This is a genomic window from Janthinobacterium sp. HH106 (assembly GCF_001758725.1).
Classification (GTDB): domain Bacteria; phylum Pseudomonadota; class Gammaproteobacteria; order Burkholderiales; family Burkholderiaceae_D; genus Janthinobacterium.
On sequence record NZ_LRIC01000051.1, the window covers coordinates 1 to 15,595 of the forward strand.

The 15,595-nt window shown below is 59.6% G+C and carries 9 protein-coding genes; 8 read left to right on the forward strand and 1 reads right to left on the reverse strand.

Annotated features, from left to right (window positions below; genetic code table 11):
• Positions 1–280 precede the first annotated feature (280 nt).
• Positions 281–634, reverse strand: a complete 354-nt coding sequence (uraH, locus tag JAB8_RS19595; protein ID WP_034785620.1) for a hydroxyisourate hydrolase — start codon at positions 632–634, stop codon at positions 281–283.
• A 120-nt stretch (positions 635–754) separates the two neighbouring features.
• Here uraH and puuE point away from each other — a divergent pair, with 120 nt between their 5' ends.
• The 8 genes from puuE (at position 755) to JAB8_RS19635 (ending at position 15,587) form a co-directional block, all read left to right on the forward strand.
• On the forward strand, positions 755–1,708 hold the full coding sequence (gene puuE, locus JAB8_RS19600; RefSeq protein ID WP_070291081.1) for an allantoinase PuuE: 954 nt from the start codon (positions 755–757) through the stop codon (positions 1,706–1,708).
• A 109-nt stretch (positions 1,709–1,817) separates the two neighbouring features.
• A complete protein-coding gene (xdhA, locus tag JAB8_RS19605) occupies positions 1,818–3,284 on the forward strand; it encodes a xanthine dehydrogenase small subunit (protein WP_070291082.1) in 1,467 nt (488 codons plus the stop codon).
• 10 nt (positions 3,285–3,294) lie between these two features.
• Positions 3,295–5,640 carry a xanthine dehydrogenase molybdopterin binding subunit gene (gene xdhB, locus JAB8_RS19610; protein WP_070291083.1) on the forward strand — a complete coding sequence of 782 codons (2,346 nt, stop codon included), beginning with the start codon at positions 3,295–3,297 and terminating at the stop codon, positions 5,638–5,640.
• Between the two features lie 9 nt (positions 5,641–5,649).
• Complete coding sequence (gene xdhC / locus JAB8_RS19615) at positions 5,650–6,729, forward strand: xanthine dehydrogenase accessory protein XdhC (RefSeq protein ID WP_070291084.1); 1,080 nt, start codon at positions 5,650–5,652, stop codon at positions 6,727–6,729.
• A 9-nt stretch (positions 6,730–6,738) separates the two neighbouring features.
• Positions 6,739–8,055, forward strand: a complete 1,317-nt coding sequence (guaD, locus tag JAB8_RS19620; protein ID WP_070291085.1) for a guanine deaminase — start codon at positions 6,739–6,741, stop codon at positions 8,053–8,055.
• Between the two features lie 43 nt (positions 8,056–8,098).
• Positions 8,099–9,601 carry a hypothetical protein gene (locus JAB8_RS19625; protein WP_070291086.1) on the forward strand — a complete coding sequence of 501 codons (1,503 nt, stop codon included), beginning with the start codon at positions 8,099–8,101 and terminating at the stop codon, positions 9,599–9,601.
• 792 nt (positions 9,602–10,393) lie between these two features.
• Positions 10,394–13,768, forward strand: a complete 3,375-nt coding sequence (locus tag JAB8_RS19630; RefSeq protein WP_070219329.1) for a TonB-dependent receptor — start codon at positions 10,394–10,396, stop codon at positions 13,766–13,768.
• 109 nt (positions 13,769–13,877) lie between these two features.
• Entirely contained in the window at positions 13,878–15,587 is a 1,710-nt protein-coding gene (locus JAB8_RS19635) for a bifunctional metallophosphatase/5'-nucleotidase (RefSeq protein ID WP_070291087.1), read from the forward strand.
• The last annotated feature ends 8 nt before the right edge of the window (positions 15,588–15,595 follow it).

Here is a 15,595-nt window from a genome sequence, read left to right on the forward strand (position 1 = left end):
CGCCGATGATAGTGCTGCAACCAGTGTGAAAGTAGGTTATCGTCAGGCTTGTTATTCGAAAAAACCCCTTCCGGTGATCCGGTTGGGGTTTTTTTACGTCTGGCGCTTGGATACGCCGCTGGTGCTGTCGGCTTACGCTGCGCTAAGCCGACCTACGCCGGCCTACGCCTGATCCGACCTACCCCGGCCAACACCGGCCGACATCGACCAAACCGGGTAGGTCGGGTAGGTCGGATTAGCGCGCAGCGCGTAATCCGACAACATTGTTGGTATGGTGGGATCAGCTACCGCGATAGGTCGAGTATGACCACGGCGATACCACCAGCGGCACGTGGTAGTTCTCATCCGTATGCGCAATGCCGAAGGACAGGGTCACCAGATCGATGAAGCGGGGCGAGGGCAATTCCACGCCTTGGGCGGCGAAGTAGTCCCCTGCGTTGAACACCAGCTCATACTGGCCCGCCTTCATGCTGTCGCCTTCCAGCAAGGGCGAGCTGCAACGGCCGTCGCTATTGGTCATATCCATCTTCAACAACACTTTGCCTTCCGGCGCGACTGAAAACAGGGCCACCTTGACGCCGGCTCCCGGCCTGCCGTGGGCGATATCGAGTACATGCGTGCTGAGTTTTCCCATTTGCTATCCTGTATATAGGGTGAGTGAATGTGCTTATCTTGCAAATCATATACCTGCATCAGCGGCTGGCTATATGATTGGGCATATAACCAACATTGTCTCCTATAGGCGAGCCACCGCATGAGCACTTATGAAAATTATCCGCGCGATTTGATCGGCTATGGCCGCACGCCACCTCACCCTCAATGGCCGGGAAAAGCCCGCATCGCCCTGCAATTCGTCCTCAATTACGAGGAAGGGGCGGAAAACAGCGTGCTGCATGGCGATGCCGCCTCGGAAACGTTTTTGTCGGAAATGATCGGAGCGGCGGCTTTTCCTGCGCGCCACCTGAGCATGGAGTCGATTTATGAATACGGTTCGCGCGCCGGATTATGGCGCTTGCTGCGCATGTTCGAGGAGCGGCGCCTGCCGTTGACCGTGTTTGGCGTCTCGATGGCCCTGAAGCGCAATCCCGAGGCGGTGGCCGCCTTCCAGGAACTGGGCCATGAAATCGCCTGTCACGGCTTGCGCTGGATTTCCTATCAAAACTTGGATGAAGCGACGGAGCGCGCACACATGCGCGAGGCCGTGCAGATCATCCGCGAATTGACGGGCTCTGCCCCGCAAGGTTGGTACACGGGGCGCGACTCTCCAAATACGCGCAAACTGGTGGTCGAGCATGGCGGCTTCCGCTACGACGCCGATTATTACGGCGATGACTTGCCATTCTGGGAAAAAGTGGCGTACACGGATGCGGCCGGCATGCCGGCCATGCAGCCCCAGCTGATCGTACCTTATACCCTGGACACGAACGACATGCGCTTTGCCGCCATGCAAGGTTTTAATTCGGGCACACAGTTTTTTGATTACCTGAAGGATGCCTTCGACGTGCTGTACGCGGAAGGCGATCCGAACGGTCTGAATCAGCCGAAGATGCTGTCCATCGGCCTGCATTGCCGCCTGGTGGGGCGGCCGGGACGGGCCGCTGCGCTGGCGCGCTTCCTCGACTATGTGCAGTGCCATGAGCAAGTGTGGATCACGCGCCGCATCGATATTGCCGAACACTGGCATGCGACGCATCCCTGCATTGTCTGAGAGTGTCTGATAAGTATTGATATTGGATGATAAGTAAAATCAGTCTTTGCATATAGTTGTCCCATATGCCGGTGTTAATCTCCTACACTGGGACTATACCGAGGCCAGCATGTCAGAACCGATCCGCTTTTACTACCGTGGTGCCGTACAGGAAGTACGCAACGCCGCCCCTACGCAGACTGTGTTGCAGCACCTGCGCGAGGATTTGCATTGCATGGGTACCAAGGAAGGCTGCGCCGAGGGCGATTGCGGCGCTTGCACCGTCGTCATCGGCAGCCTGGTTGACGGCCAGGTCGAGATGAAGGCCGTCAACGCCTGCATTCAGCTGACGCCGACGCTCGATGGCAAAGCCCTGTTTTCCGTGGAAGACTTGCAGCAGCCCGACGGCGCCCTGCATCCGGTGCAGCAGGCGATGGTCGAGTGCCATGGTTCGCAATGCGGTTTTTGCACGCCCGGCTTTGTCATGTCGCTGTGGGGCATGTATCTGCAGAAAAACGGCGCCACGCCCACGCGCTGCGAAATCGACGATACGCTGTCGGGCAATCTGTGCCGCTGCACCGGTTACCGGCCCATCATCGACGCGGCCAGGCGCATGGGTGAATTGCCGCATGTCACGTTTGATCGGGATGCCCTGGCGCAGCAATTGCAAGCGCTGCAGCGCGCTAGCGTGAGCACGTATGAACATGGCGGCCAGCACTTCCATGCGCCGCGTACCATTGAGGAACTGGTGGCGCTGCGCGCGGAAAAGCCGCAGGCCTGCCTGCTGGCCGGCTCCACCGATATTGGCCTGTGGGTGACCAAGCAACTGCGCGACCTGGGCGACATCATTTATCTGGGCAACGTGGCTGCGCTGAAAACCATCGGCATTGTTGACGGCAAGCTGCACATCGGCGCTGGCGCCAGCCTGAACGATGCGTATGCGGCGCTGTGCCGGCATTATCCGGACGAATTGTCGGAACTGTGGCAGCGTTTTGCTTCCTTGCCGATCCGCAACGCGGGTACCCTGGGCGGCAATGTGGCGAATGGTTCGCCCATCGGCGACTCGATGCCGTGGCTGATTGCGCTGGGCAGCGATATCGTGCTGCGCGGTCCTGCCGGACAGCGGATCATGCCGCTTGAAAAGTTCTATTTGGGTTATCAGAAGAAAGACTTGCAGCCCGGCGAATTCGTCGAAGCCGTGCACGTGCCCTTGCCCCGTGCCGAGGTGCAGTTCCGCACGTATAAACTGGCGAAGCGCTTCGACCAGGATATCTCGGCCGTGTGCGCCGCGTTCGCGTTTGAACTCGATGGCGAGCGCATCGTCGATGCGCGCATCGCCTTTGGCGGCATGGCGGCCACGCCGCAGCGCGCCGCGCAAACGGAAGCGTTTTTGCGTGGACAGGCGTGGACGGAAGACAATTTGCTCATCGCCATGCGCTTGTTGGCCGACGATTACGCGCCCCTGTCCGACATGCGCGCGTCGAACACCTACCGCATGACGACGGCGCAGAACCTGTTGCGCCGCTTCTGGCTGGAAACCCGTCCCGGTGCGCCTTTGCCCCCGACGTCCCTTAACGCCTACGCTTGCCGCGCCTGAAAGGACCAGCATGAACCATCCTGCCACGCCCGAACTGCAAGCGGCCGCCTGGAGCGCCGTGGGCAAGCCCAGCCCCCATGAATCGGCGCAACTGCATGTGCTGGGGCAAGCCACCTACACGGACGATATCGCCGAATTGCAAGGCACCTTGCACGCGGCGCTGGGCCTGTCGCAAAAGCCGCATGCGCGCATCACGGCCATGGATTTATCGGCCGTGCGCGCCGCTGCCGGTGTTGTCGCAGTCTACACGGCGCAGGACATTCCCGGCACCAATGATTGCGGCCCCATCATCCACGACGATCCCATCCTGGCTGCTGATCTGGTGCAATACGTGGGCCAGCCCATCTTCATCGTGGTGGCCGATACGCACGACCATGCGCGCCGCGCCGCGCGCCTGGCGCAAGTGAGCTATGACGAATTGCCCGCCATCATGACGCCGCAGGCGGCCAAGGCGGCGCAATCGTATGTGCTGCCGCCCATGCAGCTGACGCGCGGTAATTACCAGGCCGCGTTCGAGAAGGCGCCGCATGTGGTCAAGGGCCAGCTGTATGTGGGCGGCCAGGAACAGTTTTATCTGGAAGGACAGATTTCCTACGCCATTCCGAAGGAAGCGCAGGGCATGCTGGTGCTGTGTTCGACCCAGCATCCGAGCGAGATGCAGCACGTGGTGGCGCATGCGCTGGGCGTGCATTCGCACAACATTACGGTCGAATGCCGGCGCATGGGCGGCGGTTTCGGCGGCAAGGAATCGCAGTCGGCCCTGTGGGCGGCGGCCGCATCGATTGCGGCAGCCAAACTGAAGCGCCCCGTGAAACTGCGCGCCGACCGCGACGACGATATGCTGGTGACGGGCAAGCGCCACTGTTTTTACTATGAATACGAAGTCGGCTACGACGACGACGGTAAAATTCTGGCTGCCAAGGTCGACATGACCACGCGTGCCGGCTATTCGGCGGACTTGTCCGGCCCCGTCGCCACGCGCGCCGTCTGCCACTTCGACAACACCTATTATTTGTCCGACGTGGATATCCGCGCCGCCTGCGGCAAGACGAATACCCAGTCGAACACGGCTTTTCGGGGCTTCGGCGGGCCGCAGGGCGCCATTGCCATCGAGTATGTGATCGATGAAATCGCCCGCCATTTGCAACGCGATGCGCTCGATATCCGCCTGCTCAATTTCTATGGCCGCAACGATGCGGAAGGGCGCAACGTCACGCCGTACGGGCAAAAAATCGTCGACAATGTCATCCATGAGCTCGTCGCGGAACTGGAAGAGAGCAGCGACTACCGCGCGCGCCGCCGCGCCATCGATGCGTTCAACGAAGCCAGCCCTGTCTTGAAGAAGGGCCTGGCATTCACGCCCTTGAAATTCGGCATCGCCTTCAACGTCACGCACCTGAACCAGGCCGGCGCCCTCGTGCACGTGTACGTGGATGGCTCCGTGCTGGTCAATCATGGCGGCACGGAAATGGGGCAGGGCATCAATACCAAGGTGATGCAGGTGGTGGCGCACGAGCTGGGACTGGACCTCGAATGCGTGCGGGCCACGGCCACCGACACCAGCAAGGTGGCGAACACGTCGGCCACGGCGGCATCCACCGGCGCCGACCTGAATGGCAAGGCGGCGCAGGATGCGGCGCGCCAGATCCGCGAACGTCTGGCCGATTACGCGGTCAAACTGTACGGTGGCGACGCTGGCACTGTGCGCTTCTTCGACAACCATATCCACGTCCATGGTCACGTCGTGCCGTTTGCCGAGCTGGTGCAGAAGGCGTATCTGGCGAGAGTGCAATTGTGGTCCGATGGTTTTTATGCCACGCCCGGGCTGTCGTGGGATGCGAAAACGATGACGGGCCATCCGTTCTCCTACTATGCCTATGGCGCGGCCGTGGCCGAAGTGGTGGTCGATACCCTGACGGGCGAGTGGAAACTGCTGCGCGCCGATGCCTTGTACGATGCGGGCCAGTCGCTCAATCCCGCGATAGATCTGGGGCAAGTGGAAGGCGCGTTTATCCAGGGCATGGGCTGGCTGACGACGGAGCAGTTGTGGTGGAATGCGGCAGGCAAGCTGATGACGCACGCGCCATCGACCTATAAAATTCCCGGCATTTCCGATTGCCCGGAAGATTTCCGTGTGAAACTGTTCCAGAACCGCAATGTGGAAGACAGTATCCACCGTTCCAAGGCCGTGGGTGAGCCGCCGCTGCTGTTGCCGTTTTCCGTGTTCTTCGCCATCCGCGACGCCATTTCCAGCGTGGGCCATCACGCCGTGCAGCCGCCGCTGAATGCACCGGCCACCAGCGAGGAAATCCTCAAGGCGGTCATGGCCGTCCAAGCGGCGCATGTCGGCGCCTAGGAGCAGACGATGAGCGACTGGCTGACAGTGATGGACAACGACACGCAGGCATCCGTGCTGGTGACGGTGGCCCTGGTCGAAGGTTCCGGGCCGCGCGAGGCGGGCGCGAAGATGCGCGTCACCCTCGATGGCCAGGTCGACACCATCGGCGGCGGTCACCTGGAATTGCGTGCCGTCGAAATCGCCAAGACCATGCTGGCGACAGGAGACACGCATGCGCGGCTCGAGCGTTTTGCGCTGGGCCCCAGCCTGGGCCAATGCTGCGGCGGCGTCGTCCACCTGGCATTTGAATATGTCGATGCCGGCCTGATAGAATTGCTGGCTGCTTTGCGCGAACGCCGCCAGCAGGATAGTTGGCGCCTGACGGCGGTCGATGGCGAACCCGCCTCTGCGCTGTTCGATGCTGACGGTCGCTTGATCGCCGGCACGCCAGGCCAGGCGCCCGATACGTTTTCACGCGAGCGCGCAACCCATGTCGCGCAGGGGAGTGAAGGGCGGCGCTGGCTGGTCGATCGCTGCTTGGCGCCGCGCGCCCATCTGACCCTGTTCGGCGCCGGCCACGTGGGCGCGGCCATCGTGCGCGCGCTGGCCCACTTGCCCTGCAATGTCACCTGGGTCGATGAACGCGAAGACATGTTTTCCGCAGCGTTGCCTGCGGGGTTGCCCGATAATGTGCGCATCGCCGCCACCGACACGCCCGAGGAATTCGTTGCCATGGCGCCGCCTGGCGGCAGTTTTCTCGTCATGACGCATAGTCATGCGCTCGATCAACGCTTGACGCAAGCCATCATGGAGCGCGAGGATGCGGGCTGGTTCGGGCTGATCGGTTCGCACACCAAGCGCAAGCAGTTCGAGCACCGGCTGCAGGCGCGCGGCGTGCCGGACGAGCGCATTGCGGCCATGGTGTGTCCGATCGGCATGCCCGGCATCCGCAACAAGGCGCCGGCCGTGATCGCCGCCTCCGTTGCCTGTCAATTACTGATGGTGTGGGAGGAAGCGGCCGCGGCCGCCTTGGCCGCACCGCTGCGGCTGGCTTCTGCCGGCGCGCCACCGCGCCGCCGGACACGCGCCGCCATTCATCCGTTATAGAAAGAAGTCATGCCGATTGTTCCTGCCACATTGCAAGCCTACCGAGCCAGCTTGCTGCACTTCCACGCCGATCCCGCTTTTAATGAGGATGCGCACGCCTGGCATGCGGATGGCTTGCTGATCGTGGCCGACGGCAAGATCGTCGCGGCCGGCGATTACGCGCAGCTGCAAGCCACTTTGCCGCCTGGCACCGAGATCGTCGATTACCGGGACAAGCTGATCGTGCCGGGTTTCATTGATACCCATCTGCATTTCCCGCAGACGGAAATGATCGCCTCGCCCGCGCCCGGTTTGCTGCCATGGCTGGAAACGTACACCTTCCCTACCGAGCGCGCGTTTGAGAATCCCGAGCATGGGCGCGATGTCGCCGAGTTCTTTCTCGATGAACTGCTGCGCTGCGGCACCACGACGGCCATGGTGTATGGCAGCGTGCATCCGCAATCGGTCGATGCCTTCTTTGGCGCCAGCGAGGCACGCGGCTTGCGCATGGTGGCGGGCAAGGTCATGATGGACCGCAACTGCCCCGAGTTCCTGCGCGACACGGCCGAGTCCGGCGCACGTGAAAGCGAGGAGTTGATACGCCGCTGGCACAAGCACGGCCGCTCGCTGTATGCGATCACGCCCCGCTTCGTGCCGACATCGACAAATGAACAGATGCACCTGGCGGGCGAGCTGGCGCGCGCCTATCCGGATACCTATCTGCAAACCCACGTGTCGGAAAACGAGGATGAATGCCGCTGGGTGCGTGAACTGCATCCGCAGGCGCGCAGCTACCTCGATGTGTATGACCACTACGGCATGCTGCGCCCGCGCGCCATGTTCGGCCACTGCATCTGGCTCGATGAGCGCGACCGCGCGCGCATGGCTGAAACGTCCTCGGCGGCCGCCATTTGTCCTACATCCAACCTGTTCCTCGGTAGCGGCCTGTTCGATTTCGAGCGGGCCGACGCGGCGCGCGTGCTGCTGTCGCTGGCGACGGACGTGGGCGGCGGCACCTCGTTCTCGATGTTGCAAACCATGAACGAAGCCTATAAAGTAGCACGCTTGAAAGGCAGCTACCTGCCTGCCTTGCGCATGTTTTACCTGGCGACCCTGGGCGCCGCGCGCGCCATGCAGCTGGAAGGCACCCTGGGCAATTTCACGGCAGGCACGGAAGCGGACTTCATCGTGCTCGACAAGCAAGCGACGCCGCTGCTCGAGCGCCGCACGGCTGGCTGTCAAAGCCTGGAGGAATTGCTGTTTGCCTTCGCGCTGCTGGGCGACGACCGCGCCGTGGCCGCCACTTATTCAGGCGGGCAATGCGTGCATGTGCGGGGGCAGGGCTGACCTACCCGTTGTTCAACACGAATTATCCTGAGCGAGAACGCGAATGCACAAGAAACTCACTGGCCTGGCGCTTGGCGCCGCGCTGGCATTGACCGGAACGGCGCAAGCCGCCAAGGCCGTGGCCACTCCGTCTTCCAACGAAGCGGCCACGGCGCGCCATTTTGCCGCCCTGGTGTCCGGTGCACAGCCGAAGACAGCCGAGTTGAGCCTGTTCTTTTCCATGATGCCCAAGGGCGGTGATTTGCATCACCATTACTCGGGCGCCATTTATGCCGAGCAATTTCTCGACTGGGTCGACAAGGAAAACTATTGCGTCAACAAGACGACCTACCGCATCGAAAGCAACAAGGACGTCGTGGCGGCCGAGCGCGCCAAGCCGGCCGCACAGCGCAGCTGCCTGTCGTCCACGGAAGTGTTTGCCGATGCGGGCCTGTATGCGGAATTGCTGCAGCGCTGGTCGACCAAGGATTTCTATAACCACGGCGCCGTCCAGACGCCGCCGGACCGTACCTTTTTTGACACCTTCGGCTACTTCGGTCCCGTGGCATCGACGAATACGGCCGATGGCCTGAAAACGCTGAAGCAGCGTGCCATCGCGGAAAACCTCAGCTACATCGAGACGATTTTCGAGCTGTCGCCCTTCGTGCAAAACGCGCAGTTCGACCAGCAAGTGCTGGCGCCGGGCTTGCCGCCGGCCGCGTTGCAAGCGCTGCTGGCCAAGTGGACCGCCAGCCTGGACCAGGACGCCAGCTTCCAGAAAAGCATCACCGCCTATAACGACAATGTGAACGCCAGCAGCGCCGGCATCGACGATGCGCACTTCACCATGCGCTACCAGGCGTATGTGCTGCGTTTCCTGTCGCCATCGCAAGTGTTCTCGTCCATGGTGGCCGCGTTCAAGGCGGCCAGCCTCAATCCGCTGCTGGTGGGCGTGAACATCGTGGGCCAGGAAAGCGTGAACGTGTCCATGCGCGATTACAGCTTGCACATGGAAATGTTCAAGTTCCTCAAGACAAAATATCCGAACGTCAAGATCGCCCTGCACGCGGGCGAGCTGGCGCTGGGCATGGTGCCGCCGGAAGGCATGGCTTTCCATATCGCCGAAGCCGTCGATGTGGCGGGCGCCGACCGTATCGGCCACGGCATGGATATCGCCTACGAGCACAATGCGCTGGCGACCATGCAAAAGATGCGCGAGCGGGGTATCCCTGTAGAAGTGAACCTGACCAGCAACGATTACATCCTTGGCATCAAGGGCCAGGCGCATCCGGTCACCCTGTACCGCAAGTATGGCGTGCCCTTCGTGATCTCGACGGACGACGCGGGCGTGTCGCGCAATACCTTGTCGAATGAATACGTGCTGTTTGCCAGCCAGTACAAGACCGATTATGCGGAAATCAAAAAGTTGTCGTATAACAGCTTGCGCTATTCCTTCCTGGCGGAAGCGGACAAGCAGCGTTTGCTGAAAGCGCTCGATGCCCGTTTCACCCGGTTTGAAGCGCAAATTGCGGCGGCCGACAAGGCAGGCAAGAGCGGCAAACCGTAAGTTACGCGACGTTCCCAACTGATACTCTCAGGGCGGCCGGATCTTCCGGCCGTTTTCCATTTCTCCCCTCCCTTTCTTGCAATGTGTTTTTGTTAATGTTGTGGCGGCCATGCGACACAATTAACAGCAGATACACGACTTTATCCAATTTCCTGGATGAATCAATTTCAAGTACATATTGCTCATTTATAATCTCGCGCCATAAGCCCGAACGCTGTCAGCACGATATCAATCCAGCTAGTTACCCCATGCTATTTATATTTTAAATATATAAATATGTAAAAAAAATCGTATTTGTCATCCATTTTTTGATGATGCATAGTGAGATGAAGATGATATTAAAAAGTCACAATTCATCTGGGCGATATCGTAAGAAGATGGGTATTTGCAGTAAATAAAGGTGAGATGCAGAGTGAAACAAACAGTCGCGCAGCTAAATGACGACATTCTTCTGCATTTTGCCGCCGTGTCACAGTCTTGAAATATTTAACAATTACACTCGCGGCTTGCCATGTTGGCCGGCTAAGCATGTGGGATGAATGACACAGGTGCTAGCGCCCTGGGTCATACGCATCGGTAGCAGTTTTTTCCACCGTTATTGTTTGGATATAAATAGTTGTGATGTGTGGAGCGGCGTTTTGTGATGGTCTTGTCAGGACCGCAGCCAGTCCCGTCGGCGTAACAGTTGCAGCATCGTAAAGAGGAGATCTTGTGTTTGTGTTGCTGTGCGGCGCAGCCGGACGGTGGGCAATCCAGGATGTTCAAAAATAATAGTCTTTTCTGGGGTTAAAGATGATCAATCACAAGCGACTTCGGCTAACGCAAATCGCGTTCAGCCTGTCTATTGCACTGGCGGCGGCACCATCGTTCGCACAGAACACTACGTCTTCCATCGGCGGCCGTATCTCGGCCACCGACGGCAAGCCGGCAGCTGGTGCCACCGTTACCATCGTGCATACCGAATCGGGTTCCGTCAGCAATGTGACGACCGATGCGGAAGGCCGCTACGTCGCCCGCGGCTTGCGCGCCGGCGGTCCATACACCATCACCATCACCAAGAATGGTGAAGTGGAAAAACGCGAAGGCGTGTACGTGCAGCTGGCGGAAACGGCCAATGTGGACGCCACCCTGGGCGCCCAGATGCAAACCGTGAACGTCACGGGCACGGGCGCACGCGCACAGATTTTTAACCGCAGCAACATGGGTGCGGGCACCAACATCGGCCCAACGGAACTGGCAACCCAGGCATCGATTTCGCGCAGCCTGCAAGACTATGCACGTGCCGACCCGCGCCTGTCGCAAACCGATAAAGAGCGCGGTGAAATTTCCGTTGCCGGCCAAAACTCGCGCTACAACTCGATGACCATCGATGGCGTGGCCGTGAACGATACTTTCGGCCTGGAAGCCAGCGGCACCGCCACCGGCAAGCAGCCGATTTCCGTTGAAGCGATTCAGTCGGTGCAAGTGAACGTCGCGAACTATGACGTGACGCAAAAAGGTTACACGGGCGCCAACATCAATGCCGTCACCAAGTCGGGTACCAACAAGGTCAAGGGCAGCGTCTACTACGTCTTCCGCAATGACAAGATGTCGGGCGAGCGCTACAACGACACGACCGGTGAATACTACGATGCGCCAAAATCGAAGGACACCACCAAAGGCATTACCTTGGGCGGTCCGCTGATCGAAGATAAATTGTTCCTGTTTGCGAACTATGAAAAATCGAGCAGCAGCCGTAGTTCCCCAACGTTTGGCCCGATTGGCAGTCCACTGACGAACGTTCTCATTCCTCAGGCTGCTATCGACAGCGCCATCGCCATCGCCAAGGATAAATACGGTATTCCTATCGGTACCTCCGAGGTTCCAGGCGGTACGGAATTTACCGCAACGGAAAAATTGTTGAAGCTGGACTGGAACTTGACGGATACGCAACGCATGATGTTGCGTTATTCGAAAACTGAGCAGGCCGAGCCGATGTTCCCTGGTTTCAGCAAGACAGGTCTGTCGCTGAGTTCTTACTGGTATGCCCAGGAAAAGAGCTTGGAAACGATCGTTGCGCAGTGGACTTCCGAGTGGACGCCAACCTTTTCCACCGAAGTAAAACTGTCGACGCGTAAATATGACAGCGTACCGAAGAACAATGCCTATCTGCCTTCGATTGGCCTGCAATTCAGCGGTCCCGGACCGGATGGCAAGGCTGCCGACAGCCGTTACCTGAACTTCGGCACTGAAACAAGCCGTCAAAAGAATGTCTTGAATAACAAGACGCTTGACGCTTACCTTGGCGCCAGCTGGGCGCTCGGCGACCATGACGTCAAGTTCGGTACTGATTTCAGTAAAACCGAGGTCTATAACGCCTTCTTGCAAAACGTCAATGGTAACTATACCTTTGGCTGTATTACTACCCTCGCGCTGGATTGCACCAAGGCGACAACGGCCCAGTGGCAAGCGGCGATGCTGGAAAACTTCCGCAACGGTCGTCCAAGCTCGTACACCCTGCAGGCACCAGTTGCCGGCGGCTCACTCGACGATGCGATCGCCCGCTTTACCCTGAAAAATATCGGTCTGTTCGTACAGGATAGCTGGAACGTCAACAAGCAACTGACCCTGATGGCAGGCTTGCGCGTCGACGGCACGCGCATCGGTGAAAAACCTATCCGCAATGCAATCGCTGCCCAGCCGGTTGGCCCCGTTGTTGCTGGTCGTCAAACCGGTGGTTTCGGCATCGACAATACGCACACCATTGATGGCGAAAACCTGTACCAGCCGCGTTTTGGTTTCAACTATAAGCTGGATTCGGCGCGCCCGACACAAATTCGTGGCGGCATGGGCTTGTTTCAAGGAGCTGCCATGGCTGTCTGGCTGGGCAATCCCTACCAGAATACCGGCGTAGCGTTGCGTAACTTCAATTGCAGCTCCACGGGCAAAGCTTGCCCAACGAACGACGGGTTCTTCAGTATTGATCCACTGCGCCAGCCGACCAATGTAGGTGACACGGTTCCTGCGATGAAGGTTGACGTTCTTAGTCCTGATCTGGCTCAGCCATCGGTCTGGAAGGCCAACCTGGCATTCGAGCATGAACTGCCATGGATGGGACTGGTATTTGGCGCTGAATACCTGCGCACTCGTACCAAAGATGCGATCTACTACCAAGAGCTGAACCTTGGCGCACCGACCAAAACCGGTAGCGATGGCCGTGCGCTGTACTGGGGCGAAAATGCTTACAAGGTCGATTGCTGGGATACTGTCAAAGGTATCTTGAATGGCAAGACTGGCTGCCGTGCCGATACCAAGGCGGGCAATAATGCCGCATTTGGCCAGGTACTGATGGCAACCAAGACCGATAAAGGCGAAGGTAATGTGCTGACCTTGTCGGTGCGTAGCCCGATGCGCAATGGCTTGTCGTGGGGAACTTCGTACACGTACACGGATGCTACTGAAGTGTCACCATTGAGCTCATCGACCTCCAGCTCGAACTGGGGTGGCCGTGCATCGTTTAACCCGAACGAAAACGTCGCGTCAAACTCGAACTATATGGTGAAAGACCGCTTTACCGCCAACGTCAGCTGGCAGAAGCGCTTCTTTGGCGAGTACAAGACCAGTTTCGGCCTGTTCTATGAAGGTCGTAGCGGTAAGCCATATAGCTGGACCTTCAATAATGACTTGAACGGCGACGGCCTGGCAGGCAATGACCTGATGTACATTCCAAAGGCACCAGGCTCGGGCGAAGTTGCGTTCTACGGCAAAACTGCAGCTGAGAGCGCAGCCAATGAAGCGGCGTTCTGGGCAGTTGTGAACAGCAATGGCGATCTGCGCAAGTCCGCTGGCAAAGTCATGAACCGCAACAAGAGCTTTGCGCCATGGACCAATAGCATCGACATGCGCTTTAGCCAGGAAGTTCCAGGCATCTTCAAAGGCAACAAAGGCATCATTACCTTTGATATGTTGAACGTTGGCAACATGATCAACCGCAAGTGGGGCCGTATCAACGAAATCGCTTTCCAACCGCAAGGCGGGCAAGTGCGCAGCTTTGTCGACTTCGTCGGTATCGATGCCCAAGGTCGTTATATCTACAACACGCGTCCAACGGTAGAAGGCACGGAAACGCGTCAAGCCAAAGGCGAATCGCAATGGGCAATTCAGGCCACGGTCAAGTACGAGTTCTAATCTCGTAGCGGCCTCGTAGCTTGGCAAGTAAAAAACGGCTGGTGGCGACACCAGCCGTTTTTTTTATAGACAAGATCGTTTAACCTTTCTCTTTTTACATATTGATCCCATGGCTCACTTCCTACGCACTCGGGTCGCCACTGCGGCCCTGATTCTGACCCTGTCTGGCTGCAGCCATTTCGCTGTCGCACCACAGGCTGCACGCAGCGGCCCGATTGAAGTGAACCTGGTCGCCCTGAACGACTTCCACGGCAACCTCGACCGCAGCAAATTCACCTACACGAGCGCTGCCGATGCCGGGAGCCAGACGGTGCAGGCGGGCGGCATCGATACCTTATCCGGCGCATTGACAGCGTGGCGCCGCGAAGATGCGCAGCTGATTTTTGTCGGCAATGGCGACCTGATCGGCGCCAGCCCCGCCATGTCGGCGCTGTGGGCGGACGAACCGAGCATCGTCGCCATGAACATGCTGGGCATGAAAGCCAGCTCCGTCGGCAACCATGAATTTGACCAGGGCAAGGCGGAATTGCTGCGCCAGCAGCGCGGCGGTTGCGGGTCATCGCGCGCCGACAAGGCCTGCAAGTTCACGCCCGACTTCAAGGGCGCCAGCTATACCTATATGGCGGCCAATGTCATTGACACGCAGACGGGCAAGTCCCTGCTGCCCGCCTACCGCATCGAAGAGGCGCATGGCGTCAAGGTGGGCCTGATCGGCGCCGTGCTGAAAGATACGCCGTCCGTGGTGACGGCCGCCGGCATTGCCGGCCTGCAGTTCGGCGATGAAGCGGACGCCATCAACGCCACCTTGCCGCAGTTGCGCGCGCAGGGCGTGGGCGTGTTCGTCGTGCTGCTGCACCAGGGCGGCGAGACGAAGGAAGCCGTCGACCAGCCCGACTGCAGCCACCTGAAGGGCGAAGTGGTCGACGTGGTCAAGCGCCTCGACCCGGCCATCCAGCTGGTCATCAGCGGCCATTCGCACCAGGGCTATCTGTGCCGCGTCGATGGCCGGCTGGTGACGCAGGCACAGATGGGCGGGCACATGTTGACGCGCATCAAGCTTAAGGTCGATCCCGTCAAGAATGCCGTTGTTGATGCCAGCGCGCAAAACGTCGTCATGTTGCCAGGCATGTATGAGCCGGACCCTGCCGTGGCAGCCTACCTGGAATCGGTCAAGCAGCGCAGCGCAGCCGAATTGTCGCGCCCCGTGGCCGCCATCGCCGTGCCCAGCGTGGGCCGCAGCACCAAGGGCGGCGGCGCTTCCGCGCTGGGCGACCTGGTGGCCGACAGCACCCTGTTCGGCGCACGCGCTGCCGGTGCACAAATCGGCTTGATGAACAATGGCGGCATCCGCAAGGACCTGGAAGCGGGTGCCGGCCTGATGACGAATGTGGGTCAGAACCAGGCAGTTGTCCCGTTCGGCAATACCCTGATCGTCGTCAGTCTGTCCGGCGCGCAAATCCGTACCTTGCTCGAGCAGCAATGGCCGGGCGCCGAAGCGGAGGAGAACAATCTGCTGCAAGTGTCCGAAGGTTTTACTTATCGCTGGGACAGCACGCGGCCCCAGGGCCAGCGCGTGCTGCCGGGCAGCATCATGCTCAATGGCATTCCTCTGGAAGACAATCAACAATACCGTGTCGCCGCCAACAGTTTCCTCGCTGGCGGCGGCGACCGCTTCACCGTGCTGGCGGCCGGCACGCGCCGGCTCGACACGGGCGTGCGCGACATCGACGCCTTCAGCGATTACCTGATCGCCCGCGCGCGCGCCGGCAAACCGGCCGGCAGTGCCACGGCGGCGGGCCGCATCGTGCGCGTCAAATAATCTACAAG

What these genes read in the sequence shown, in the direction of transcription:
- uraH (WP_034785620.1), bottom strand. Translation starts at nt 634, where the DNA reads ATGGGAAAACTCAGCACGCATGTACTCGATATCGCCCACGGCAGGCCG.
- puuE (WP_070291081.1), top strand. Translation starts at nt 755, where the DNA reads ATGAGCACTTATGAAAATTATCCGCGCGATTTGATCGGCTATGGCCGC.
- xdhA (WP_070291082.1), top strand. Translation starts at nt 1,818, where the DNA reads ATGTCAGAACCGATCCGCTTTTACTACCGTGGTGCCGTACAGGAAGTA.
- xdhB (WP_070291083.1), top strand. Translation starts at nt 3,295, where the DNA reads ATGAACCATCCTGCCACGCCCGAACTGCAAGCGGCCGCCTGGAGCGCC.
- xdhC (WP_070291084.1), top strand. Translation starts at nt 5,650, where the DNA reads ATGAGCGACTGGCTGACAGTGATGGACAACGACACGCAGGCATCCGTG.
- guaD (WP_070291085.1), top strand. Translation starts at nt 6,739, where the DNA reads ATGCCGATTGTTCCTGCCACATTGCAAGCCTACCGAGCCAGCTTGCTG.
- JAB8_RS19625 (WP_070291086.1), top strand. Translation starts at nt 8,099, where the DNA reads ATGCACAAGAAACTCACTGGCCTGGCGCTTGGCGCCGCGCTGGCATTG.
- JAB8_RS19630 (WP_070219329.1), top strand. Translation starts at nt 10,394, where the DNA reads ATGATCAATCACAAGCGACTTCGGCTAACGCAAATCGCGTTCAGCCTG.
- JAB8_RS19635 (WP_070291087.1), top strand. Translation starts at nt 13,878, where the DNA reads ATGGCTCACTTCCTACGCACTCGGGTCGCCACTGCGGCCCTGATTCTG.